This is a genomic window from Streptomyces sp. NPDC048637, assembly GCF_040650675.1.
Taxonomy (GTDB): domain Bacteria; phylum Actinomycetota; class Actinomycetes; order Streptomycetales; family Streptomycetaceae; genus Streptomyces.
Map to the genome: position 1 here is coordinate 1 of NZ_JBEZHQ010000034.1, position 24,720 is coordinate 24,720.

The window sequence follows — 24,720 nt, forward strand, 5'->3', positions numbered from 1 at the left end:
CGGGGTCCCCCCCAACACCCCAACGTCCGGGGCCGCCCGGCGCCCCCCCGGCCCCCCCCGCCGGCCCCCCCCCCCCCGGGGGGGGGGGGGGGGCCCCCCGTCCGTTTGTCCGTGCCCGGTCTCAGCGGATCAGGCGGTAGCTGCCGAAGGTCCCGTCATGGCGCCCCGAGCAGCTCGATCTCGGCGAGGGTGCCCGAGCCGTCGGGTACCAGCCGGTAGTGCCGGTAGCTGCCCGGCCGGGCGATGCCGAAGACGCGGGTCTGGTGGTCCCAGGTGAAGGACTCACCGGCACGGTGGTCCAGCCGCGTCCACCGCTTCCCGTCCGGGGAGCCCTCCAGCGTCCAGCCGGCCGGCGCGGTGGCACGGCCCGCCGAGGTGAGGGTGTACGACGTCACCCGCGCGGGCCGGGTGAGGTCCACCGGGGCGCCGGTTAGTGCGGCCGAGCTGCCGGAGGTGTTGTCGAAGAGCGGGCCGGCCGACGGATCGGTCACATCGGCCGGTGGTGCGGGCACTTTTGCGTCCTTGGTGATCGACGTAGGGGCGGCGTCCGGTCCGGTGCCCCAGGCGGACGGCCGGTCGCCCATGGTGAAGTCCAGAGTGCCGCCGCGGGCGAGGAGCCGGTGCGGCAGTGCGGTGGAATTCCAGGGTTTGCCGTTCACCCGGAGGCCCTGGACATAGACATTGCGGGCGTTGTTGCGCGGGGCGTTGACGGTGAGATCGCGGCCGTTCTCCAGGTGGACCGTGGCCTTGGTGAAGAGGGGTGAGCCCACCGCGTATTCGCCCTGGCCCATCACCAGCGGATAGAAGCCGAGCGAGCTGAAGACGTACCACGCGGACATCTCACCGTTGTCCTCGTCGCCCGGGTATCCCTGGCCGATCTCGCTGCCGAGGTAGAGCCGGGACATCGCCTCGCGGACCTTTTCCTGGGTTTTCCAGGGCTGCCCCGCCGCGTCATAGACATAGGCGATGTGGTGCGAGGGCTGATTGCTGTGCCCGTACATGCCCATCCGGGTGTCGCGGGCCTCGGTCATTTCGTGGATCACCTCGCCGTAGGAGCCGGCGAATTCCTTGGATGCGGTCTCCGGGGTGGAGAAGTAGGCGTCCAGCTTCTTGGCCAGGGCGGCCCGGCCGCCGTAGAGGTTGGCCAGGCCCCGGGTGTCCTGTGGCGCGGTGAAGGCGAAGGTCCAGGCGTTGGTCTCGGTGTAGTCGTGGCCCCAGACCCGGGGGTCGAACGTGCCCGGCGGCAGCCGCCAGTTGCCCTGGGCGTCCTTGCCCTGGAAGAAGCCGGCCTTGCGGTCGAAGAGCTTGACGTAGTTCTGGGCGCGGCTCAGGAAATAGGCCGATTCTTCCTTGTAGCGGGGCTTTTTGGTCTTCTCGTACAGGGCCTTTCCCATACGGGCGATACCGAAGTCGTTGAGGTAGCCCTCCAGCGCCCAGGACATGCCCTCGCGGGTATCGGTGCTGGTATAGCCGAGGAAGGGCGCGGTGGCCATGCCCTTGCGGCCGACTCCGGGCAGCGGCGGGGCGACGGTGGCGTTCTTGACGGCTGCGGCATAGGCCGCCTCGGCGTCGAATTCCACTCCCTTGGCGTAGGCGTCGGCGAACGCCACATCGGAACTCGTCCCGGTCATCAGGTCCGCATAGCCGGGGGAGGACCAGCGGGAGATCCAGCCGCCGTCCTTGTACTGCTGGACGAAGCCGTCGACCATTTTCCCCGCGCGTTTCGGGGTGAGGAGCGAATACGCGGGCCAGGTGGTCCGGTAGGTGTCCCAGAAGCCGTTGTTGACGTACACCTCACCGTCGACGATCTTGGAGCCGGTGTGGGTCGGGGTGTCCTGGCCGGTCTGCGGGGAGAACGGGCTGGCGTAGCGGCTGCGTGAACCGACCCGCTCGAAGCCGGAGTTGGGGTAGAGGTAGAGGCGGTAGAGGTTGGAGTAGAGGGTGGTGAGCTGATCGCGGCTCGCGCCCTGGACCTCGATCCGGCCCAGCAGTCCGTCCCACTGCGACTGCGCCCGGTCCTTGATGCCGGCGAAGGTCGCGCCGTCGGGGATCTCCCGGGTCAGATTCGCCTTCGCCTGGTCCACGCTGACGAGCGAGGTCGCGATCCGCATGGTCACGGTGCGGTCGGCCCCGGGCCGGAAGCGGAGATAGCCGGTGACGTCCTTGCCGCCCCCGCCCCCGGTGCAAGCACCGGCTCCACCGGAGCGGCTGACGCCGCACTCGCTGATGCTCCCGCCGCCGGTAACGGGGGCGTCGAAGACGCCGTAGACGAAGAGCCGGGTGGCGCCGACCGACAGCCCGCTTCTGACGTCCGAGAAGCCGGTGACGATCCCGCGCCCGGTGTCCAGGCTCAGACCGCCCTTGTTGTTGACGTTGTCGAAGATCAGGCTCGCTTGGTCGCCGGGGAAGGTGAAGCGCATCAGCGCGGCATGGTCGGTGGGGGTGATCTCCGTCTTGAGGCCGTTGTCGAAGGTCACGCCGTAGTAGTGCGGCTTGGCGGTCTCGTTGGCATGGTGGAACGGCAGGGCACGGCCGGTGCGCGAGGCGTCCGGGGTGCCGGCCGCGACGGACGGCATGATCTGGAAGGTCTGCCGGTCGCCCATCCACGGGCTGGGCTCATGGCTGGCGCTGAACGCCTGGAGGGTGGGGAGGTTGTCGGCGTTGTTCTTCCGCGCGTACTCGTAGAGCCAGTCGGCGGAGCCCGCATTGGTGACCGGGGTCCAGAAGTTGAAACCGTTGGGGACGGCGGTGGCGGGGAAGGTGTTGCCGCGCGAGAAGCTGCCGCTGGAGAGCGTGCCGCGGGTGGTGACGGCGTAGTCGGAGAGATGGGCGAGCGGTGTGTCCGGGGCCTTGGGCGCGAGGGTGAGGTCATCGACCCAGCCGCGGAAGGCCGGTGCGGTCCGCGGTGCCTCCGGTGCGTCGTAGCCGACCAGGATCCGGTCTACGGTCTTGCCCGCGGCGACCGCGCCGATCCGCGCTTCCCGGTTGTTCCACTGATTGACGTAGAGGGTCTTGGAGGTGGCCTGGCCCCGGGGCGTCAGCGGCGCGCCGTGCTGGTCGACGGCGGACAGCTCGCTGAGGTACGTACCGTCGGTGAAGGCCAGATCGACGGCGGCATGGGTCGCCGGGTAGTCCGGATCACTCTTCGCCATCTCGGGGAAGATCTTGTACGAGAGCGAAGTGGCCGCGGTGACCGGGAGATTGACGTCGAAGATCTTGTTGTACGCGTAGCCGCGGCCGTGGGCGGTGTGGGTGCCGGCGTAGCGCAGCGCATGTCCTCCGGTGAAGCCGGCGTGCGCCTTGGCGGTGGGGGAGTCGCGGGGGCCGGTGTCGGTCCCGGTGTTCATCCCGGGTGCCGCCGGGGCGGTCTGCGGGGTGACGCCGGAGGTCCGGGGCTTTCCGTCGGGGCCGGTCTCGACGGTGTCGGTCCAGTCCGGCTGCGGTTCGCCGGATTCGAACGAGGAGCGGAACTCCGTTGCCCCCTGGGGTGGTTGGGCAGGCGCGGCCTGGGCCGGGCCGGGCACGGTGATGACGAGCAGAGCGGCCGCCGCGAGAGCGGCGGGGCGGGCGATCCCCCGCAGTGGACGGTGCCGGTGTCTGAGCCGCACGCGAGCCCTCTCAACGAGATTGACATCGTTGTCAGTTACATGGCGCCAAGATAAACAGAGATAAGTAAGGTGCGTGGGGACTTTGGTGTCAAGGGTGGCGCTGAGATCGGTGCGCCGGTCGTGTCGCCGGGCGGTCCCGCGGGCGGCGGCCGGGCGAATCCTCGCATACCGGGGAGGTCTCAACTAGGGAAAGACTGCCGACCAACCCTGCATTCGATCTTGCCCCTGCTGCCACAAGTGGACTATACCTGTCGGCGTCCGACCGGCCGTACGACCCAGGCCGTGGATCCGGGGGGAAGGCGGGAACGCATGATTGCCCCGCATTTCTCTAGCGCGCCCGGTGCACATCCCGTACAACTCAGCTTCATCTGACCCGCGGTGCCGGGGTGGCTCCGGTACACCGCCTGAGTCCTGAAGAAGGCGAGGACTTGAGCATGGGATCCACCTCAGAATTCAACCGTCGTGATCTGGTCAAGCGAGCCGCGGCCCTGGGGATCGTCGCCGTACCGGCCATGGGAATGCTGTCGGCGTGTGCCGGCGGTGGCGGCGGTGACAGCGATAACAAGGTCGAAAAGGGAAAGAAGTCGGCCAAGAATCCGCTCGCGGTCAATGAGTCGGCCGGCCTCGATGTCGTCATCTTCGACGGCGGATTCGGCGACAAGTACGCCAAGGACGCCCAGAGCGAGTACCTCAAGGCCTTCCCGAAGGCCGACGGCAAGGTGAAGCTCTCGTCGACCCAGAAGATCCAGTCGACACTGCAGCCGCGTTTCAACGGCGGAAACCCCCCGGACCTCGTCGACAACTCCGGTGCGGAACAGATGGACTTCGGCACGCTGGTGGCCAAGGACCAGCTGACCGACCTCTCGGCGCTCCTCGACGCCCCCTCCGCCGACGACCCGAACAAGAAGGTACGGGACACCCTGCGCCCCGGCGTCGTCGAAATGGGTCAGTTCGGCGGCAAGGAAACCTGGATTCTCTACTACGCGTACACGGTCTACGGCGTCTGGTACTCCAAGAGCAATCTGCAGAAGCTGGACGCGGAATACCCGGAGACCTGGGACGACATGCTGGCCCTGTGCGCGAAGGCCAAGAAGAAGGGCGTCGCGGGCTGGACGTACCCGGGCAAGTACCCGTACTACCTTCCCTTCAGCCTCTACCCGTTCATCGCCAAGATCGGTGGTGCGGAGGTCCTGCGGAAGATCGACAATCTGGAGCCGAACGCCTGGAAGGACCCGGCGGTCAAGGCGGCATTCGACGCCTACTACGAGCTCTACAAGAAGGGCTATGTCCTCAAGGGCTCGCCCGGTCTGGACCACCTCCAGTCGCAGAAGGCGTGGGCCGAGGGGAAGGCGCTGTTCATCCCGAACGGTTCCTGGGTGGAGAACGAGTCGGCCAAGCAGATCGCGAAGAACCCGCACTTCGGTCTCGCGGTCGGCGCCCCGTCCAGCCTGTCGGACTCCGACAAGATGCCCTACGGCACCCTCTGGGCCTCGGGCGGTGAGCCGTACATCGTGCCCAGGAAGGCCCGCAACGCCGAGGGCGGCATGGAACTGCTGCGCATCATGCTCAGCAAGAAGTCCTCGCAGAATTTCATCCGGCAGGTCTCCTCCCTCACCTCGCTCAACGGCGGCACCGAGGGGCTGAAGCTCCCGCCGGGTCTGGCATCGGCGCAGGTGGCGCTGCAGACGGCCGGCCAGAACATCGTCAATCCGCGGTTGCAGGACTGGTATGTGGCGCTCCAGAAGGAGCGGATCGGGGTCGGTGCGCTGGGCGAAATGATGGCCGGCCGGCTGACTCCCGACGAGGCCATCAAGAAGATCCAGAAGTACGCGGACGACACCCGCGACGACTCCAGCGTGAAGAAGTACAAGCGCTGACCGAGAAGTTCTTTGGGGTATCCCCCGGCGTTGGCCGGGGGCGCGTCACCGGCGGCGGCACACGCAGGGAGAGAACGGGATCGGTAGTCATGAAACACGGTAAGTACCGTTTCATCGCGGGGTTCTTGGTCCTCCCGCTGGCGATTTACGCGATCTTCGTGATCTCGCCCTTTGTGCAGGCCATCTACTACTCCTTCACGGACTGGACCGGACTGAGTCCGGACATGAAGATGGTCGGCTTCGACAACTATGCGCGCCTCTTCCAGGACGACGTCTTCTGGTCCGCGGTGGGCAACAGCGTGACGTTGTTGCTGCTCCTGCCGGTGGTGACGCTCTCGCTGGGGCTCTTCTTCGCCTTTATGCTCAACGTCGGTGGCCGTCGCCGGAAGAAGGCGGTCATCGGCGGGGTGCGCGGCTCGGGCACCTACAAGATCCTCTACTTCTTCCCGCAGGTGCTGTCGGTCCCGATCGTCGCGCTGCTGTTCCAGTTCGCCTACAACCCGGAGAGCGGCGCGCTCAACGCCTTCTTCGACGCGATCGGGCTCGACAGTGTGCAGCCGGACTGGCTGGGGGATCCGCAGATCGCGCTGTGGTGTGTGATGGCCGCGATGGTGTGGGCCAATGTCGGCTTCTATGTCGTGCTCTTCTCCGCCGGTATGAGCTCCATTCCGAAGGATTTCTACGAGGCCGCGCTGCTGGACGGCGCGAACCGCTTCAACACGTTCTTCCGGATCACCCTGCCGCTGTTGTGGGACACCGTGCAGACCGGCTGGATCTATATGGGCATCCTCGCCCTGGACGTGTCGGCCTTCGCCTTCGTGCAGATCATGAGCGTCGGTCCGGGCGGCCCCGACTATTCGACCGAGGTCCTTCCGCTGTACGTGTACCAGAAGACCTTCCGCGACGGTCAGGCCGGATATGCGACCGCCATCGGCGTTTCCCTGCTGATCGTGACCCTCATCTTCTCGGCCGTCGTCATGCGGCTGGGACGACGCGAGCGACTGGAGTTCTGATGAGTGCGCAGACAGACCCCGCGGACGTCCCGGGGGTGACGAAGGAGCACACACCGCCTCCGGGCGCGGCGCGGCTGCCCGGCCCGCGCAGTGGACCGGGGCGGAAGGACGGCGCCGGGTCCGGCGGCGGAAGCAGCGAGGGCAAGGTCCTCCATGTCTTCTCGCACGGAGTCCTGGTGATCTGGGGCCTGTTGGTCACCATGCCGCTGCTGTGGGCGGTGGTGAGCTCCTTCAAGGACGACAGCGAGATCTTCGGCTCACCCTGGGGGCTGCCGTCGGTCCTGCACTTCGAGAACTGGTCACGCGCCTGGGACAAGGCGAACATGGGCCAGTACTTCTTCAACTCGCTGATCGTCGTCGGTGGTTCGCTGATCGGCACGATGCTGCTGGGGGCGATGGCGGCCTATGTGCTGGCCCGCTTCGACTTCCCGGGCAACCGCTTCGTGTACTTCCTGTTCGTGGGCGGCATGGGCTTCCCGGTCATCTTGGCGCTGGTCCCGCTGTTCTTCGTCATGAAGAACATGGCGCTGCTGGACACCTACCACGGGCTGATTCTGGTCTATATCGCGTACTCGCTGCCGTTCACGGTCTTCTTCCTCAGCGGGTTCTTCAGAACGCTGCCCACCTCGGTGGCCGAGGCGGCGCTCATCGACGGCGCCTCGCACACCCGCACCTTCTTCCAGGTGATGCTGCCGATGGCCAAGCCCGGCCTGATCAGCGTCGGCATCTTCAACTTCCTCGGGCAGTGGAATCAATATCTGCTGCCGACGGTGCTCAACGTCGGTGACCCGGACAAGAAGATGCTGACGCAGGGGCTGGTGGCCCTGGCGGTGAGTCAGGGCTACAAGGGGGACTGGTCCGGTCTGTTCGCCGGGCTGACGATCGCGATGCTGCCGGTGCTCGCCGCGTACATCATCTTCCAGCGGCAGGTGGTGGCCGGTCTGACCGCCGGCGCACTGAAGTAGGGAAGCGGACCGGGAGCCGGTGCGACGGCCGACGACGGCTGACGGCATCCGGCTGCCTGTATCCGGCCCGGCGTCCGACGCCATCCGGCGGCCGGCATCCAACATCCGGCGGCCGGCATCCGACGGTCCGGCGAAAGGTTTGCGCCACCTTGGTGTGCCGCCCGGTACGCATTCCGGAGCGGCTCCGCTGCGGCGGGGCCACCGCCGCGGCTGCCCGGATCAGCCGCTTTCCGATCATGCCGGGCTCAACGCCTTGACGAGACTTCCCGGCTGGCGTTCTGCTTAGGGTTCACATGTTGAATCGATGGCCGCCCCCCAACGATGTGGGTGCGGTCGGCGGGCGGTCGTCGTGCCTCCCCAGCTTCCGCTGGGAGGCACCCCTGGCCCCAGACGGGAGTGGATGAGTCGATGGAGACTCCAGGGTCGCAGTCCTCGCTGCACCGGGCCAATCTGGAGCGGGTCGTACGCGCGGTGCGTATGGCGGGCTCACTCACGCAGGCGGAGATCGCCCGGAGCACGGGGCTGTCCGCGGCCACCGTTTCCAACATCGTTCGCGAGTTGAAGGACGGTGGAACCGTTGAGGTGACGCCGACCTCGGCGGGCGGGAGGCGGGCGCGCAGTGTCTCGCTCTCCGGCGATGCGGGCATCGTCGTAGGAGTCGATTTCGGGCACTCTCATCTGCGGGTGGCGGTCGGCAACCTCGCCCACCAGGTACTCGCCGAGGAAGCCGAGCCGATTGATGTGGACGCCTCCGCGGCCGAGGGCTTCGACCGGGCGGAACAGCTGGTCAACCGGCTGATCGCGGCCACCGGGATCGGCACCGGCAAGATCGTCGGCGTCGGCCTGGGCGTGCCGGGGCCCATCGACGTCGAATCCGGGACGCTCGGCTCCACGGCGATCCTGCCGGGCTGGACGGGGACGAACCCCGGTCAGGAGCTGTCGGGACGCCTCGGGGTGCCGGTCCACGTCGACAACGACGCCAACCTCGGCGCGCTGGGCGAGCTGGTGTGGGGCAGTGGCCGCGGGGCCTCCGACCTGGCGTACATCAAGGTCGCCAGCGGGGTCGGCGCCGGGCTGGTGATCAGCGGGCAGATCTACCGCGGTCCCGGTGGCACGGCGGGCGAGATCGGGCACATCACGCTGGACGAGGCCGGTCCGGTGTGCCGCTGCGGCAACCGCGGCTGTCTGGAGACCTTCACCGCGGCCCGGTACGTCCTCCCGCTGCTGCAGCCGAGCCATGGGCTGGATCTGACCATGGCACGGGTGGTCCAGCTGGCCCGCGAGGGCGACCCGGGCTGCCGCCGGGTCATCGCGGACGTAGGGCGCCATATCGGCAGTGGTGTGGCGAATCTGTGCAATCTGCTCAATCCCAGCCGGGTGGTGCTCGGCGGCGATCTCGCCGAGGCCGGTGAGCTGGTGCTCGCGCCGATCCGGGAGTCGGTGTCGCGGTATGCGATCCCCAGTGCGGCACGGCAGTTGGGGATCGTCCCGGGCACGCTCGGGGGCCGCGCGGAGGTGCTCGGCGCGCTGGCGCTGGTGCTGAGCGAGATGGGCGATTCGACCCTGCTCGACGGTGCGCAGGCGGCGGACGCTCCCGCCCTGGCATGAGCGCACTGAGTTCACGCAGCTAACGCATGGCACCGTTGTCATCTCGTTAAGGATTTACTCCTTGACGGTCGGCTGGCGGCCGAGTTGACTTCCAGCCACCTCGGCCGCAACGACGCGGCCTCGTCAGGGAGGCAACCCCAATGAACGTTTGGACGCGTCGCGTCGTCATAGGCACTGCCGCCGTCTCGATGGCGCTCTCCGTGGCCGCCTGCGGCAAGGCCGGTGACGGCGCCAAGTCGGGCGGCGGCGACAACAAGACCATCGGCCTGCTGCTGCCGGAGAACAAGACCACTCGTTACGAGACCTTCGACCGACCGCTCATCGAGTCGAAGATCAGGGCGCTCTGCAGCGACTGCAAGGTGCAGTACAACAACGCCTCGCAGGACACCGAGAACCAGAAGAAGCAGTTCGACGCGCTGATCACCCAGGGCGTGAAGGTGATCATTCTGGACTCCGTCGACTACAAGGCGACCAAGTCCTGGGTGAACCAGGCCGCCAAGAAGGGCGTGAAGGTCGTCGCCTACGACCGGCTGGCCGAGGGCAACATCTCCGCCTACGTGTCCTACGACAACGAGAAGATCGGCCGCCTGCAGGGCGAGGCGCTGGTCAAGGCGCTCGGCGACAAGGCCAAGGACAGCAATGTCGTCATGATCAACGGTTCGCCGACCGACCCGAACATGCCGTTCTTCAAGAAGGGCGCCCACAGCGTCCTCGACAAGCAGGTCAAGAAGATCGCGTATGAGCAGGACATCCCGGACTGGTCGCCGGACGAGGCCAACAAGAAGATGGGCGCGGCCCTCGACTCGCTCGGCAAGGACGGCTTCCAGGGCGTCTACTCCGGCAACGACGGCATGGCCGGCGGCATCATCACCGCGCTCAAGCAGAAGGGCGTGGAGGTCCCGGTCGGCGGCCAGGATGCCGAGCTCGCGGGTCTGCAGCGGATCCTCAAGGGTGACCAGGCGTTCACCATCTACAAGCAGATCAAGCCACAGGCCGACTCCACGGCCGAGATCGCTGTCAAGCTGCTCAAGGGCGAGAAGATCGACTCCCTGACGGACACCAAGGTCGACAGCCTCAGCGGCGAGGTCAAGGGCATCCCGGCCAAGCTGTACGACGCGCAGATCGTCACCAAGGACAACATCGCGTCCACGATCCTCAAGGACAAGGTCTACAAGGCGAGCCAGATCTGCACCGGCGACGCCAAGAAGGCCTGCGAGGCGGCCGACATCAAGTAAGGCCCCGGGCTCTCCGGCGCCGGCCCCCCCGGCCCCGGTTTCCCAAGCCCCCGGCCCCCCCCGGACCTGGACCCCTGGTCCCGGACCCCGGACCCCGGCCCCAGGACCCCGGTCAGGCGGGGCCGCGCGGCACCGCCCGCGGCCCCCGACCCGGCCCGTACCCCTACCGGTCCGTACCCGCCCCGCGCCGCCCCGTCCCGGGCGCGGAGCCGGACCGTCCCTCGCGAGCCCCCCCCGCTCCACGCACCACCATCCCCGCCGTTGTGACGGCGGCGAAGGAGATGATTCACGTGTCCGCTACGCCTGTGCTGGCGTTGCGCGGAATCTCCAAGCGGTTCGGCGCCGTCCAGGCACTCACGGACGTCACCCTGGAGATCCACCCCGGTGAGGTGGTCGCCCTCGTCGGCGACAACGGCGCCGGCAAGTCCACCCTCGTCAAGACCATCTCGGGCGTCCACCCGGTCGACGACGGCGCCCTCGAATGGGAGGGCCGGACGGTCCGCGTCAACAAGCCGCACGACGCCCAGGAACTCGGCGTCGCCACCGTCTACCAGGACCTCGCGCTCTGCGACAACCTCGATGTCGTCGCCAACCTCTTCCTCGGCAACGAGATCCGCACCGTCGGCGTCCTCGACGAGATCGCCATGGAGAAGCGGGCCAAGGAGCTGCTGGACACCCTGTCCATCCGCATCCCCAGCGTCCGGATCCCCGTCGCGGCGCTCTCCGGCGGTCAGCGGCAGGTCGTCGCCATCGCCCGCGCGCTGATCGGCGACCCGAAGGTCGTCATCCTCGACGAGCCCACCGCCGCGCTCGGTGTCGAGCAGACCGCGCAGGTCCTCGACCTCGTCGAGCGGCTGCGGGAGCGCGGCCTGGGCGTCATTCTCATCAGCCACAACATGGCCGATGTGCAGGCCGTCGCGGACCGGGTCGCGGTGCTGCGGCTGGGCCGCAACAACGGTGTCTTCGATGTCGAGGGCACCTCCCACGAAGAGATCATCGCCGCCATCACCGGCGCCTCGGACAACGCTGTGACCCGCCGCAAGGCGCGTACGGACCAGGTGAAGAAGGAGGCCGGGGCATGAGCGATCTCACCAAGCAGCCCGCTGCCGGCGAGGACGAGGCGACCACGGCCGCCCCCGCCGCGGACGTCGCCCCGCCGGCCGCCGTCGACCCCCGCCTGCTCGTCCGCGAACAGGGCTTCGCCGGCTATCTCAACGACTTCCGGCGCCGGGTGCGCGGGGGTGAGCTGGGCTCGCTGCCGGTCATCATCGGCCTGTTCGTCATCGCGGTCGTCTTCCAGCTCAAGAACAGCAGTTTCCTGTCCGCGGACAGCCTCGCGAACATCGGCGTCTACACCTCCGGCCTCGGCATCATGGCCGTCGGCATCGTCTTCGTGCTGCTGCTCGGCGAGATCGATCTGTCCGTCGGCTCGGTGGCGGGTGTCGGCGCGGCCGTGTGGGCCGTGCTCAGCGTCACCAACGGCGTCAACGACTGGCTCGCGGTCCTGATCGCCATCGCGACGGGTGTGGTCATCGGCGCCCTGCACGGGTTCTTTTTCGCCAAGATCGGTGTGCCGGCCTTCGTCGTCACGCTGGCCGGTTTCCTCGGCTGGAGCGGTCTCCAGATCTGGATGATGGGCAAGGAAGGCTCCATCAACACGCCGAGCGGCAGTGTCGTGGAGAACCTCACCGGCTACTACTTCGAGGACAAGGCCGCCGCGTACGGTCTCGCGCTGGTCGCGGTCCTCGCCTACGCCGGATCGCTGCTGCTGGACAGCAAGCGCCGCAAGGCCGCCGCCCTGCCGTCCCGGCCGCTCAGCGAGGTCCTGCTGCGCACCGGTGTGGTCGCGGTGCTCGCCTTCGTCGTCGCCTACGTCCTGAACGAGCCGGCCGGCGCCCGCGGTCTGCCGCTGGCCCTGGTGCTGTTCCTCGCGGTCCTGGTCATCGCCGATTTCGTGGTGCGCCGTACCACTTACGGACGCCAGATCTTCGCGGTCGGCGGCAACGCCGAGGCGGCCCGCCGCGCCGGTATCGATGTGAACAAGATCCGGATCAGCGTCTTCGCGGTCTCCGGCATGCTCGCGGCCTTCGGCGGACTGTTCATCGCCAGCCTCTCCGGCGGCGCCACCAAGAACCTGGGCTCCGGCAACACCCTGATGAATGTCATCGCGGCGGCCGTCATCGGCGGTACCAGCCTCTTCGGCGGCCGTGGCAAGATCTGGTCCGCGCTGCTGGGCATGCTGGTCATCCAGTCGATCCAGCAGGGCCTGAACCTGCTCGGTATGGCCAGTGAGATCCAGTACATGATCACCGGCGCGGTGCTGCTCGCCGCGGTAGTGATCGACTCGGTCTCCCGCCGGACACAGAAGACGGCCGGACGCACCTGACCGCGCCGGTCGTCCGACAGCGCCGGCCCCCACCGGGCATCATCCGGTGGGGGCCGGTCCGCGTGCGGTGCCGTACGCCGCGCGGCGTACCACGTTCCATGTCACCCGAGTGACATACATCGCAAGGCCCGGGCGTCGCCGCGGCGGGCGCAACATTAGACTCATCTGATCGGCAAGCTCGATCCACGGCAGCAAGCAGCAAGGAGGCAGGGGTGGCGTTGCTTTCCCGTATCAGGGGACCGCGCGATCTGGACCGACTGGGCCCGGAGCAGCTCGAGCAGCTGGCGGGGGAGATCCGTACCTTCCTTGTCGATGCGGTGTCCAAGACCGGCGGCCACCTCGGCCCGAACCTCGGCGTGGTCGAGCTGACCATCGCCCTGCACCGCGTCTTCGACTCCCCGAAGGACAAGGTCCTCTTCGACACCGGGCATCAGTCCTACGTCCACAAGCTGCTCACCGGCCGTCAGGACTTCTCCAAGCTCAAGGCGAAGGGCGGCCTGTCCGGTTACCCCTCCCGTGCCGAGTCCGAGCACGACGTCATCGAGAACAGCCATGCCTCCACGGTCCTGGGCTGGGCCGAGGGCATCGCCAAGGCCAACGAGGTGCTCGGGTCGGACGACCGGGTCGCCGCGGTCATCGGTGACGGCGCGCTGACCGGCGGCATGGCCTGGGAGGCGCTCAACAACATCGCCGCCGCGAAGGACCGCCCGCTCGTCATCGTCGTCAACGACAACGAGCGCTCCTACGCCCCGACCATCGGCGGCCTCGCCAACCACCTGGCGACGCTCCGCACCACGGACGGCTACGAGCGCTTCCTGGCCCGCGGCAAGGACCTGCTGGAGCGCACGCCCGTCGTCGGCAAGCCGCTCTACGAGACCCTGCACGGCGCCAAGAAGGGCCTCAAGGACTTCATCGCCCCGCAGGGCATGTTCGAGGACCTGGGCCTGAAGTACGTCGGCCCGATCGACGGCCATGACCTCGAGGCGCTGGAATCCGCCCTGACGCGCGCCAAGCGCTTCGGCGGCCCGGTCATCGTCCACTGCCTCACCGAGAAGGGCCGCGGTTACCAGCCCGCCCTCCAGGACGAGGCGGACCGCTTCCACGCCGTCGGCAAGATTCACCCCGACACCGGCCTGCCCATCTCCTCGGGCGGCAAGGACTGGACGTCCGTCTTCGGTGACGAGATGGTCGAGCTCGGCAAGGAGCGCAAGGACATCGTCGCCATCACGGCGGCCATGCTCCAGCCCGTCGGCCTGGACAAGTTCGCCAAGGCCTTCCCCGACCGGGTCTTCGACGTCGGTATCGCCGAGCAGCACGCGGCGGTCTCCGCGGCGGGCATGGCCACCGGCGGCCTGCACCCGGTCTTCGCCGTCTACGCCACCTTCCTCAACCGCGCCTTCGACCAGGTGCTGATGGATGTGGCGCTGCACAAGTGCGGTGTCACCTTCGTGCTGGACCGGGCCGGGGTCACCGGCACCGACGGAGCCTCGCACAACGGCATGTGGGACATGTCGATCCTGCAGGTCGTGCCGGGCCTGCGGATCGCCGCGCCGCGCGACGCCGACCAGGTCCGCGCCCAGCTGCGCGAGGCCGTCGAGGTCGACGACGCGCCCACCGTGGTGCGCTACTCCAAGGGCGCCGTCGGCCCCGCCGTCGAGGCCGTCGGACGGGTCGGCGGCATGGACGTGCTGCGCGAGCCCGCCGAGGGCGTCACCCGGCCCGACGTCCTCCTCGTGTCCGTCGGCGCGCTCGCCCCGATGTGCCTGGAGATCGCCGACCTCCTGGACAAGCAGGGCATTTCCGCCACTGTCGTCGACCCGCGCTGGGTCAAGCCGGTCGACGCGGCGCTGCCGGGACTCGCCGCCAAGCACCGGGTCGTGGTCACCGTCGAGGACAACGTCCGTTCCGGCGGCGTCGGTTCGGCCGTCGCCCAGGCGCTGCGCGACGCCGGTGTGGACCTGCCGCTGCGCGACTTCGGCATCCCCGAGCGGTTCCTCGACCACGCCTCCCGCAAGGAGGTCCTGGCGGAGATCGGGCTCACCGCGCCGGACATCGCCCGCCAGGTGACCGGCCTGGTCTCCAAGATCGACGGACTGTCCCAGCCGCCCCTCCGTCCGACCGGGGAGACCTCCGTCAACGGCAGCGCGGACGCCTCCGAGGCCGCCCGCGCCAAGGGTGCGGCCGAGCCTGCCGAGGCCACCCGCGACTGATTCCGCAGACGGCACGATGGGCCGGCCGGTCATCCGTACGGATGTTCCGCCCGGCCCATCGGCATACGTACGGCCGCACCCCATCGGGTGAATCCCGCCGCCCGGAGGCCCGCCGAAGCTGACTGTTTCCCGACATTGCGGAGACTCGGTCAGTTCAGGAGAGTTGCGAGGGTCGTCCAGGCGGAGGTTCGCCCATGAGCACACAGCACGGCACACCACATGATTCACGCCGCAGTCGCGGCCTGTTCCGGACGAAGTCTGTGGAACAGTCGATCCTGGATACCGAGGAGCCGGAGCACACGCTCAGAAAGTCCCTGTCCGCGCTCGATCTGACCGTCTTCGGTGTCGGTGTCGTCATCGGCACCGGCATTTTCGTCCTTACCGGAAAAATCGCCAAGGAGCAGGCCGGACCCGCCGTCGCCCTGTCCTTCGTCGTCGCGGGCGTGGTCTGCGCGCTGGCGGCGCTGTGTTACGCGGAGTTCGCCTCCACCGTGCCGGTCGCCGGTTCGGCCTTCACCTTCTCGTACGCCTCACTGGGCGAGCTGCCCGCCTGGATCATCGGCTGGGACCTGATCCTGGAACTCGCCCTGGGCTGTGCGGTGGTCGCGGTCGGCTGGTCCGGCTATGTGCGGTCCCTGCTGGACACCGGCGGGCTGCATCTGCCCGCTGCTCTGTCCGGCACCCATGAGGGGCGGTTCGGCTTCGATCTGCTCGCCTTCCTCCTCGTCCTGGTGCTGACCGGCATCCTGGTGCTCGGTGCGAAGCTCTCCTCGCGGGTGACGGCGGTGGTCGTCGGGATCAAGGTCACCGTCGTCCTGCTGGTCATCGCCGCCGGTGCCTTCTTCATCAACGGCGCCAACTACACGCCGTTCATTCCGCCCAGCGAGCCCGTGGCAGCCGGCGGCGGACTGAATGCGCCGCTGGCCCAGCTGATGTTCGGCTTCACCCCGGCCAACTTCGGCACCATGGGCATCTTCGCCGCGGCGGCCGTGGTCTTCTTCGCCTTCATCGGTTTCGACATCGTGGCCACCGCCGCCGAGGAGACCCGCAACCCGCAGCGCGATGTGCCGCGCGGCATCCTCGGCTCACTGGCCATCTGCACCGTCCTCTACGTGGCCGTGTCGATCGTCGTGACCGGTATGCAGAAGTACAGCAAGCTCTCCACCGACGCCCCGCTCGCCGATGCCTTCAAGGACCTCGGACACCCCTTCTTCGCGGGCGTCATCAGCTTCGGCGCCGCCGTCGGCCTGACCTCCGTCAGCATGATCCTGCTGCTCGGCCAGAGCCGGGTGTTCTTCGCGATGAGCCGGGACGGGCTGCTGCCGCGGGTCTTCTCGAAGTCCCACCCGCGGTTCGGCACCCCCTACCGGTCGACCATCGCGCTGGGGGTCGTCGTCGCCGTCGTCGCCGGCTTCACCTCGATCGACGAACTCGCCGAACTGGTCAATATCGGCACCCTGTTCGCGTTCGTCGTGGTCGCCGTCGGCGTCATCCTGCTCCGCCGCTCCCGGCCCGATCTGCCCCGTTCCTTCCGCACCCCGCTGGTGCCGCTGGTGCCGGCGCTCTCGGTGGCGGCCTCGGTGTGGCTGATGCTCAACCTGCCCGCGGAGACCTGGGTCCGGTTCGGGTTCTGGATGGTGGCGGGCTTCGTCATCTACTTCCTGTACGGGCGCTCGCACAGCCGCCTCGGTATCCGCACCCGGGAGGCCGCCAAGGACTGACGGCGCCGGACGCCTGCCCGGTCCTCCGCCCGGCCCCGTATGCCGCGCCCGCCGCGGCGTACGGGGCTTCGCCGTACCTACGCCCGGCGCCCGCCGCGCTCCCGGCCCCACACGGCCCGCGGCCCCGTCACCCGCGCGCCCAGGGCCTGGACCCGCTCCCGCAGTTCGCGGTCCGCGGTGACCACCAGACAGTCCCGCCCGCCGCACTCGTCCGCCACCAGCTGCACGATCCGGTCGTCGCCGCTGCCGTCCGCCGGCACCACCCGGACGCCCTCGACGGACTCGACCCCGCGCGCCGCGCGCTCGACCACCAGGACCATCTCCAGGGGCGGCGGTACCAGCCCCGGCAGGCCCTGGGCGACGTACCCGGGCAGCGCGTCACGCAGCCGCTCGGCCGCGCCGTGCCGGTCCCGCCACCAGCCGTCGGGCACCGAGCCGACGACATTCGCGGCATCGACAATGACCAAGGAATCCATGCCGCCACCCTCCCACGCCGGGCGGCCGCCGGCCCCGGCACACGAAGGCGCGGACCGGCTCCGCCGAGCCGGCCCGCGCCTCCCGCTGTCAGCTGTGCACCCTTAGGCGGGCACGCTCGCGATTCCCGGGGCCAGGAACTTCTTGCCGGTCACCCGCTCGGAGACACCCGCGCGGTCCAGGTACGGCGTGATGCCGCCCAGGTGGAAGGGCCAGCCGGCGCCGGTGATCAGGCACAGGTCGATGTCCTGCGCCTCGGCGACCACGCCCTCGTCCAGCATCAGGCCGATCTCCTGCGCCACCGCGTCCAGGACACGGTCGCGGACCTGCTCCTCCGTCAGCACCGAGTCACCCTGCTTGAGGAGCGCGGCGACCTCGGGGTCCAGCTCCGGCTTGCCGGAGTCGTAGACGTAGAAGCCGCGCTTGCCGGCCTCGACGACGGCCTTGAGGTTCGGGGAGACCGTGAAGCGGTCCGGGAAGGAGCGGTTCAGGGTCTCCGACACGTGCAGACCGATCGCCGGGCCGACCAGCTCCAGCAGCACCAGCGGCGACATCGGCAGCCCGAGCGGCTCGATGGCCTTCTCGGCGGTCTCGACCGGGGTGCCCTCGTCGATGACGTTCTGGATCTCGCCCATGAAGCGGGTCAGGATGCGGTTGACGACGAACGCCGGGGCGTCCTTCACCAGCACCGCGGTCTTCTTCAGCTTCTTGGCGACGCCGAAGGCCGTGGCCAGCGAGGCGTCGTCGGTCTTCTCGCCGCGGACGATCTCCAGCAGCGGCAGGATCGCGACCGGGTTGAAGAAGTGGAAGCCGACGACCCGCTCGGGGTGCTTCAGCTTCGAGGCCATCTCGGAGACCGACAGCGAGGAGGTGTTGGTGGCGAGGATCGCGTGCGCCGGGGCGACGGCCTCCACCTCCGCGAACACCGTCTGCTTGACGCCGATCTCCTCGAAGACCGCCTCGATGATGAAGTCGGCGTCGGAGAAGCCCTCGGCCTTGTCGAGGACACCGGAGACCAGGGCCTTGAGGCGGTTGGCCTTGTCCTGGTTGATCCGGCCCTTGCCGAGCAGCTTGTCGATCTCGGCGTGGACATAGCCCACACCCTTGTCGACGCGCTCCTGGTCGATGTCGGTCAGCACGACCGGCACCTCCAGGCGGCGCAGGAACAGCAGGGCCAGCTGCGAGGCCATCAGACCGGCGCCGACGACACCGACCTTGCTGACCGGACGCGCCAGGTTCTTGTCCGGCGCACCCGCGGGGCGCTTGGCGCGCTTCTGCACCAGGTTGAACGAGTAGATGCCGGCGCGGAGTTCGCCGCCCATGATCAGGTCCGCCAGGGCCTGGTCCTCGGCGTCGAAACCGGCCTGGAGGTCGCCGCTCTTGGCGGCGGCGATGATGTCGAGCGCGCGGTAGGCGGCCGGGGCGGCGCCGTGCACCTTGCCGTCGGCGATGAACTTGCCCTTGGCGACGGCCTGGTCCCAGGCCTCACCGCGGTCGACCTCGGGGCGCTCGACGGTGACGTCGCCCTTGAGGACGTTCGCCGTCCAGATCAGCGACTGCTCCAGGAAGTCCGCGCCCTCGAAGATCGCGTCCGCGATACCGAGGTCGAAGACCTGCTGGCCCTTGAGCTGCTTGTTCTGGTTGAGCGAGTTCTCGATGATGACCGAGACGGCCTTGTCCGCGCCGATGAGGTTCGGCAGCAGCGCACAGCCGCCCCAGCCCGGGACGAGACCGAGGAAGACCTCGGGCAGCGAGAAGGCCGGGAGGGCCTTGGAGACGGTGCGGTACGAGCAGTGCAGACCGACCTCGACGCCACCGCCCATGGCGGCACCGTTGTAGTAGGCGAAGGTCGGCACGGCGAGCTTGGCGAGCCGCTTGAAGACCTCGTGGCCGCCCTTGCCGATGGCCAGCGCGTCCTCGTGCTTCTTCAGCAGCTCGACGCCCTTGAGGTCGGCGCCGACGGCGAAGATGAACGGCTTGCCGGTGAGGCCGACGCCGACGATGTCGCCGTCCGCGGCCTCCTTCTCGACCTGGTCGATCGCGGCGTTGAGGTTCGCCAGCGAGCCCGGACCGAAGGTGGTCGGCTTGGTGTGGTCGAAGCCGTTGTCGAGCGTGATCAGCGCGAACTTGCCCGCGCCGTACGGCAGATCGAGGTGGCGCACGTGCGCCGACGTGACGACCTCGTCCGGGAACAGCTCGGCCGCACCCTTCAGAAGCTCGGCGGTGGTGGGGGTGCTCACTTGCTGCCTCCGGCGTCCTTGTGGTTCGGGTTCTCCCAGATGACCGTCGCGCCCATGCCGAAGCCGACGCACATGGTGGTCAGGCCGTAGCGGACCTCCGGCTGCTCCTCGAACTGCCGGGCCAGCTGCGTCATCAGCCGCACGCCGGAGGAGGCCAGCGGGTGGCCGAAGGCGATGGCGCCGCCGTACTGGTTGACGCGCGCGTCGTCGTCGGCGATGCCGTAGTGGTCGAGGAAGGCGAGCACCTGCACGGCGAACGCCTCGTTGACCTCGAACAGGTCGATGTCCTCGATGCCCAGGCCCGCCTTGGCGAGGGCCTTCTCGGTGGCCGGGATCGGGCCGTAGCCCATGACCTCGGGCTCGACGCCGACGAAGGCGTAGGAGACCAGGCGCATCTTGACCGGGAGGTCGTGCTCCCGGGCGAAGTCCTCGGAGGCGATGATCGAGGCGGTGGCACCGTCGTTGAGACCGGCGGCGTTACCGGCGGTGACGCGGCCGTGGGTACGGAACGGCGTCTTGAGACCGGCGAGGTTCTCCAGGGTCGTCCCCGGACGCATCGGCTCGTCGGCGGTGACCAGGCCCCAGCCCGTCTCGCCGACCTCCGCGTTGGTGTTGCGCACCGAGATCGGCACCAGATCCTGCTGGATCTTCCCGTTCGCGTACGCCTTCGCCGCCTTCTCCTGCGAGCGCACGGCGTACTCGTCGGCGCGCTGCTTGGTGATGTGCGGGTAGCGGTCGTGGAGGTTCTCCGCCGTCATGCCCATGAACAGGGCCGACTGGTCGACGAGCTTCTCGCTCACGAACCGCGGGTTCGGGTCGACGCCCTCACCCATGGGGTGGCGGCCCATGTGCTCGACACCGCCGGCGATGACGGCGTCGTACGCGCCGAAGGCGATGGAGCCGGCGGTGGCGGTGACGGCGGTCAGCGCACCGGCGCACATGCGGTCGATGGAGTAGCCGGGCACGGACTGCGGGAGGCCCGCGAGGATGCCGGCCGTGCGGCCGATGGTCAGACCCTGGTCACCGATCTGGGTGGTGGCGGCGATGGCGACCTCGTCGATCTTCGCGGGGTCCAGGGCCGGGTTGCGGCGCAGCAGCTCCCGGATGGCCTTCACGACGAGATCGTCGGCGCGGGTCTCGTGGTAGATGCCCTTCGGGCCCGCCTTGCCGAACGGGGTGCGGACGCCGTCGACAAAGACGACGTCCCTAGCGGTACGAGGCACGTTGGCTCTCCTCCAGGTGCGGGATGGCACTGCTGCTGCGGGGCGCCCCGCGGGGCGCTTCCCACCAACATGCTACTTACGGGTAACCAAGCTGCACACCCCCACCGCCCGGAGCGTTGAAGGTCACACCCCGCGGAGGCCCCGGCTGCCGGGTGACGGCGCCGCAACCGGCGGAAACCGGTGATCGAAAAGGGCTGAATGCCGTCGGGTCTTGGAGCAATTCATCCCATCACACACCTAAAGTGCCCATATGGATACGAACAGGAGTGGTGTCGTGGTCCGGCGCGGGCGTCCGGCGGGGCCGCGCACGATCGGACTGGTCTGTGCTGTCGCCGCCGCGGGCGCGCTGCTGTCGGGCTGCGGGAACAACGGCAACGACACGGGAAGCCCCCAGAAGAGCGGGGCCCCCTCGCGGGCGGTGCCCGCCACCGCCGCCCCCTCCCCGAGCGGCTCGCTCAACGCGGACCAGGCCCAGCGCAAGGCCCTGGTCCCCAAGGCCAAGGTCGACTACGGGCAGGCACTGAAGGCGGCGATCGCGGCCGTCCCCTCCTCGGAGGCGATCGCCGCGGAACTCAAGGGGACGCCCGCCAGCCCCTATTGGGACACCGTGGTGGCGACGACCGACGGCGCGGCATACGCCGTGCGGGTCGACGCGGTCTCCGGCAAGGCGGAGCAGCCGCGCCCCCAGTCGGACGACCCCGAGGACAAACAGCAGCTGGCCGCCCGGCTGTCCAAGGCCACCGTCACGGCTCAGCAGGCCGCGCAGACGGCCACCGAGAAGACGAAGGGCACCGTCACCACCATCGAGCTCGACGACGCCGACCACGGCAATGACACCGTGGCGTGGACGGTGGGCGTGGTGACCCTCGATGACTGGAACGAGACGACGTACGAGATCGACGCGACCAACCGCAAGGTCCTGTGGATGAACATCGATCAGGACTGAGCAACCGTGTGCCCATGGCCCGGGCCGGAGTCCTCCTCCGCCCGGGGCATACGCGTCAGCCGGCGTCCGTCAGCAGCGCCTCGGTGAGAATCGGCGCGACCTGCTCGATCTGCCAGGGGCGGGCGCCATGGCCCGACAGCACCTCGGCGACCGACTCCTGGGTCGGCTCGGCCGGCGGCTCCCAGCACAGCCGGCGCACCGTGTCCGGAGTGATCAAATTCTCCTGCGGGAGATGCAGGCTCTCGGCGAGCGCGGTGACCGCCGTGCGGGCGGCCGACAGCCGGGCCGCGGCGACCGGGTCCTTGTCGGCCCAGGCGCGGGGCGGCGGCGGGCCGTTGAGCGGCTGGCCGGGCTGCGGCAGCTCGCTCTCGGGCAGCGCGCGGGCGCGGTCCACGGCGGCCTGCCACTGCTCCAGCTGCCGGCGGCCCATCCGGTGCCCGAAGCCGGGCAGTCCCGCCAGCGCATGGCTGTTCGGCGGCAGGCTCAGCGCCGCCTCCACGATCGCGGCGTCCCCGAGCACCTTGCCGGGTGAGACATCGCGCCGCTGGGCGACCTGGTCACGGGCCGTCCACAGCTCCCGTACGACCGCCATCTGGCGGCGCCGGCGGACCTTGTGCATGCCGGACGTGCGGCGCCAGGGGTCCTTGCGGGGCGGCGGCGGGGGAGCGGCGGCGATCGCCGCGAACTCCTGCCGGGCCCACTCCAGCTTCCCCTGCTGCGTCAGTTCCTCTTCCAGGGCGTCCCGCAGATCCACCAGCAGCTCGACATCGAGCGCGGCATAGCGCAGCCAGGGCTCGGGCAGCGGGCGGGTGGACCAGTCGACGGCGGAGTGGCCCTTCTCCAGGGCGAAGCCGAGGACGTTCTCGACCATCGCGCCCAGTCCGACCCGGGCGAAGCCGGCCAGCCGTCCGGCCAGCTCGGTGTCGAACAGCCGGGTGGGGACCATCCCTATGTCACGCAGACACGGCAGGTCCTGGGTGGCGGCGTGCAGCACCCACTCGGCGTCGCCGATCGCCTCCCCCAGTGCCGACAGGTCGGGGCAGCCGACCGGGTCGATCAGCGCGCTGCCGGCGCCCTCGCGGCGCAGCTGTACGAGGTAGGCGCGCTGGCCGTAGCGGTAGCCGGAGGCCCGCTCGGCGTCGACGGCCACCGGGCCCGTACCGGCCGCGAAGGCCGCCACGATCTCGGCGAGTGCCTCGTCCGTGGCGGTCACCGGGGGGATGCCCTCGCGGGGCTCCAGGAGAGGGACCGGCGCCGGTCGGGGGTCCGGAGGCGAGTCTCCGGTTGCTCGCAGTGTCGTGTCTGCTGCGGTCTTTTGGGCGTCGGTCACCAGTCAAGGGTATCTGTGTATGCACGTCGCCCGTCGAGGGAACGTTCCCTCGACGGGCGAGACGGTCGTGTGGACGGTCAGTGAATGATGCCGGTACGCAGGGCGACCGCCACCATTCCGGCCCGGTCGCCGGTGCCGAGCTTGCGGGCGATACGGGCGAGGTGGCTCTTGACGGTCAGTGCCGACAGCCCCATCGAGACGCCGATGGCCTTGTTGGACTGGCCCTCCGCCACCAGCCGCAACACCTCGACCTCGCGTCCCGACAGTTCCCGGTAGCCGCCCGGGTGGCCGGGGGCGCCCGGAGGGCGGCGCTGCATACGGGCGGCGTTGGCGCCGATGGGCGAGGCGCCGGGACGGCCGGGAAGGCCCAGGTTGGTGCGGGTGCCGGTGACGACATAGCCCTTGACGCCGCCGGCCAGGGCGTTGCGTACGGCGCCGATGTCGTCGGCCGCGGACAGCGCGAGGCCGTTGGGCCAGCCCGCCGCCCGGGTCTCGGACAGCAGCGTGAGGCCGGAGCCGTCGGGAAGGTGGACGTCGGCAACGCAGATGTCGCGCGGGTTGCCGACGCGGGGACGGGCCTCCGCGATGGACGACGCCTCGATCACGTCGCGCACTCCGAGGGCCCACAGATGGCGGGTGACGGTGGAGCGGACGCGAGGGTCGGCCACGACGACCATGGCCGTCGGCTTGTTCGGGCGGTAGGCGACCAGGCTCGAAGGTTGCTCGAGGAGAACAGACACCGGGCCTCCTGGGGGGAGTGGCGGGGACGGAAGCCGACTTGGGGGAGCCGGAATGATCCGTGTTTGAAGGGTCACTGACCTCTTCGGCAGCAATCCGGCGGGACTTTAGACTTTGATCACGATTTAGTTAGGGGCAATTCGGGCAAATCGGATGGGTGATCGATCAGGGTGAGTGCCCGGTGCGCACTGAGATGATCAAAGCCGTACGCGAAGCCGCCCGCGCTGCTACCGCGGACCTCGTCAGGAGAGGCGGCGGGGCGGGCGCGGCGCCGGCCGGGCAGCAAAACGATCACCGGGACCGGCGGAAAAGGAGCACGCTCCCCGCGGCCGGGCCGCGGGGAGCGGCGGAGGTCAGCGCGGCTGTGCGCCGCGGCGCTGCGGCAACGGGACGATCCCGCCGCGCGTGGTCATGTCGAGCGGGGCCGGCGGCAGACCCGCCACCTGGCACAGCAGATCGCACCACGCCGACAGATGCGCCGCCAGATCCGGCACCCCGCCGGCGCCCTCGGCCGGCGTCCAGGACGCCCGGATCTCGATCTGTGTTGCCGGCTCACGCGCCGCGAGCCCGCCGAAGTAGTACGAGCCGGCCCGGGTGACCGTCCCGCTCGGCGCGCCGTAGTGCACCCCGCGCGCGTCCAGTGCGCCCGTGAGCCACGACCAGGACACCTCCGGCAGCAGCGGATCGGCGCCCATCTCCGGCTCCAGCTCCGCCCGCGCCAGTGTCACCACCCGGAACGTGCCCTGCCAGGTCTCGTCCCCGGCCGGGTTGTGCAGCACCACCAGCCGCCCGTCCGCCAGATCCCGGTCCTCGCCGTCCGGACCCGAACCGCGCTCGACGACCGCGGCCTCCAGCGCATACGCGAACGGGGCGAGCCGTTTCGGGGCGGGCGTCGGATCGATCTCGATCTCCGGCCGCAGTCGTGCCGCGCGGAGCGCTTCGACCGCCTGACGGAAGGGGATCGGGGTCTCGTCCGCGCTGTCCGCGAGGTGTTCATGAGCCGCAGCCATGCCCGGAAGATTAGGCGGAACCGGGCCCGCATACGGGGAGGACACCCGGTGCGCGCGTCGCCCATTCGGAGGCGCCCTCGGGCGCATGGGGAGATAACGGCCACCTGCCCCGATCGGCGGCCGGGTCGTCGTGCGA

17 protein-coding genes are annotated in these 24,720 nt (G+C 69.3%); 10 read left to right on the forward strand and 7 right to left on the reverse strand.

Features of this window, described 5'->3' with window-relative positions; all coding sequences use genetic code 11:
* Positions 1 to 155: 155 nt before the first annotated feature.
* Positions 156 to 3,608, reverse strand: coding sequence for a GH92 family glycosyl hydrolase (locus AB0C46_RS31130; protein WP_362831919.1), 3,453 nt, complete (start codon positions 3,606 to 3,608; stop codon positions 156 to 158).
* 434 nt (positions 3,609 to 4,042) lie between these two features.
* On the opposite strand from AB0C46_RS31130, the gene ngcE reads away from it, so the two are divergent.
* The 9 genes from ngcE to AB0C46_RS31175 all read left to right on the forward strand — a co-directional run bounded on the left by ngcE (position 4,043) and on the right by AB0C46_RS31175 (position 16,623).
* Positions 4,043 to 5,485, forward strand: a complete 1,443-nt coding sequence (gene ngcE / locus AB0C46_RS31135) for an N-acetylglucosamine/diacetylchitobiose ABC transporter substrate-binding protein (RefSeq protein WP_362831921.1) — start codon at positions 4,043 to 4,045, stop codon at positions 5,483 to 5,485.
* A gap of 89 nt (positions 5,486 to 5,574) precedes the next feature.
* Complete coding sequence (locus AB0C46_RS31140; RefSeq protein ID WP_362831922.1) at positions 5,575 to 6,498, forward strand: sugar ABC transporter permease; 924 nt, start codon at positions 5,575 to 5,577, stop codon at positions 6,496 to 6,498.
* The gene (locus AB0C46_RS31145) at positions 6,498 to 7,463 is read left to right on the forward strand and encodes a carbohydrate ABC transporter permease (protein WP_362831923.1); all 966 of its coding nucleotides are present in this window, start codon (positions 6,498 to 6,500) and stop codon (positions 7,461 to 7,463) included. Before AB0C46_RS31140 ends, AB0C46_RS31145 begins: the two co-directional genes overlap by 1 nt.
* Before the next feature lie 408 nt (positions 7,464 to 7,871).
* Positions 7,872 to 9,071: an ROK family transcriptional regulator gene (locus AB0C46_RS31150; protein ID WP_362831924.1), complete on the forward strand. Its 1,200-nt coding sequence runs from the start codon at positions 7,872 to 7,874 to the stop codon at positions 9,069 to 9,071.
* 140 nt (positions 9,072 to 9,211) lie between these two features.
* On the forward strand, positions 9,212 to 10,306 hold the full coding sequence (locus tag AB0C46_RS31155; protein ID WP_362831926.1) for a substrate-binding domain-containing protein: 1,095 nt from the start codon (positions 9,212 to 9,214) through the stop codon (positions 10,304 to 10,306).
* 281 nt (positions 10,307 to 10,587) lie between these two features.
* Positions 10,588 to 11,388, forward strand: coding sequence for an ATP-binding cassette domain-containing protein (locus tag AB0C46_RS31160; protein ID WP_362831927.1), 801 nt, complete (start codon positions 10,588 to 10,590; stop codon positions 11,386 to 11,388).
* Positions 11,385 to 12,692: a sugar ABC transporter permease gene (locus AB0C46_RS31165; RefSeq protein ID WP_362831928.1), complete on the forward strand. Its 1,308-nt coding sequence runs from the start codon at positions 11,385 to 11,387 to the stop codon at positions 12,690 to 12,692. The genes AB0C46_RS31160 and AB0C46_RS31165 overlap by 4 nt, the downstream gene beginning before the upstream one ends.
* Before the next feature lie 212 nt (positions 12,693 to 12,904).
* Positions 12,905 to 14,902, forward strand: a complete 1,998-nt coding sequence (gene dxs, locus AB0C46_RS31170; protein WP_362831929.1) for a 1-deoxy-D-xylulose-5-phosphate synthase — start codon at positions 12,905 to 12,907, stop codon at positions 14,900 to 14,902.
* Between the two features lie 194 nt (positions 14,903 to 15,096).
* Positions 15,097 to 16,623 (forward strand): amino acid permease, encoded by a 1,527-nt coding sequence (locus tag AB0C46_RS31175; RefSeq protein ID WP_362831931.1) that lies wholly within the window; start codon positions 15,097 to 15,099, stop codon positions 16,621 to 16,623.
* A 77-nt stretch (positions 16,624 to 16,700) separates the two neighbouring features.
* Here the strand turns inward: AB0C46_RS31175 and AB0C46_RS31180 are convergent, their stop codons facing one another.
* The 3 genes from AB0C46_RS31180 to AB0C46_RS31190 form a co-directional block, all read right to left on the reverse strand.
* The gene (locus AB0C46_RS31180) at positions 16,701 to 17,099 is read right to left on the reverse strand and encodes an NTP pyrophosphohydrolase (protein ID WP_362831932.1); all 399 of its coding nucleotides are present in this window, start codon (positions 17,097 to 17,099) and stop codon (positions 16,701 to 16,703) included.
* 102 nt (positions 17,100 to 17,201) lie between these two features.
* Positions 17,202 to 19,337 (reverse strand): 3-hydroxyacyl-CoA dehydrogenase NAD-binding domain-containing protein, encoded by a 2,136-nt coding sequence (locus AB0C46_RS31185; protein WP_362831933.1) that lies wholly within the window; start codon positions 19,335 to 19,337, stop codon positions 17,202 to 17,204.
* Entirely contained in the window at positions 19,334 to 20,560 is a 1,227-nt protein-coding gene (locus tag AB0C46_RS31190; RefSeq protein ID WP_362831935.1) for an acetyl-CoA C-acyltransferase, read from the reverse strand. Before AB0C46_RS31190 ends, AB0C46_RS31185 begins: the two co-directional genes overlap by 4 nt.
* A 250-nt stretch (positions 20,561 to 20,810) precedes the next feature.
* On the opposite strand from AB0C46_RS31190, the gene AB0C46_RS31195 reads away from it, so the two are divergent.
* Complete coding sequence (locus AB0C46_RS31195; RefSeq protein WP_362831936.1) at positions 20,811 to 21,506, forward strand: PepSY domain-containing protein; 696 nt, start codon at positions 20,811 to 20,813, stop codon at positions 21,504 to 21,506.
* A gap of 55 nt (positions 21,507 to 21,561) precedes the next feature.
* Here the strand turns inward: AB0C46_RS31195 and AB0C46_RS31200 are convergent, their stop codons facing one another.
* The 3 genes from AB0C46_RS31200 to AB0C46_RS31210 form a co-directional block, all read right to left on the reverse strand.
* Positions 21,562 to 22,836 (reverse strand): ribonuclease D, encoded by a 1,275-nt coding sequence (locus tag AB0C46_RS31200; protein WP_362831937.1) that lies wholly within the window; start codon positions 22,834 to 22,836, stop codon positions 21,562 to 21,564.
* A 77-nt stretch (positions 22,837 to 22,913) separates the two neighbouring features.
* Positions 22,914 to 23,576, reverse strand: a complete 663-nt coding sequence (locus AB0C46_RS31205) for a response regulator transcription factor (protein ID WP_018088879.1) — start codon at positions 23,574 to 23,576, stop codon at positions 22,914 to 22,916.
* A 351-nt stretch (positions 23,577 to 23,927) separates the two neighbouring features.
* On the reverse strand, positions 23,928 to 24,584 hold the full coding sequence (locus AB0C46_RS31210) for a DUF3000 domain-containing protein (RefSeq protein ID WP_362831938.1): 657 nt from the start codon (positions 24,582 to 24,584) through the stop codon (positions 23,928 to 23,930).
* Positions 24,585 to 24,720 lie beyond the last annotated feature (136 nt).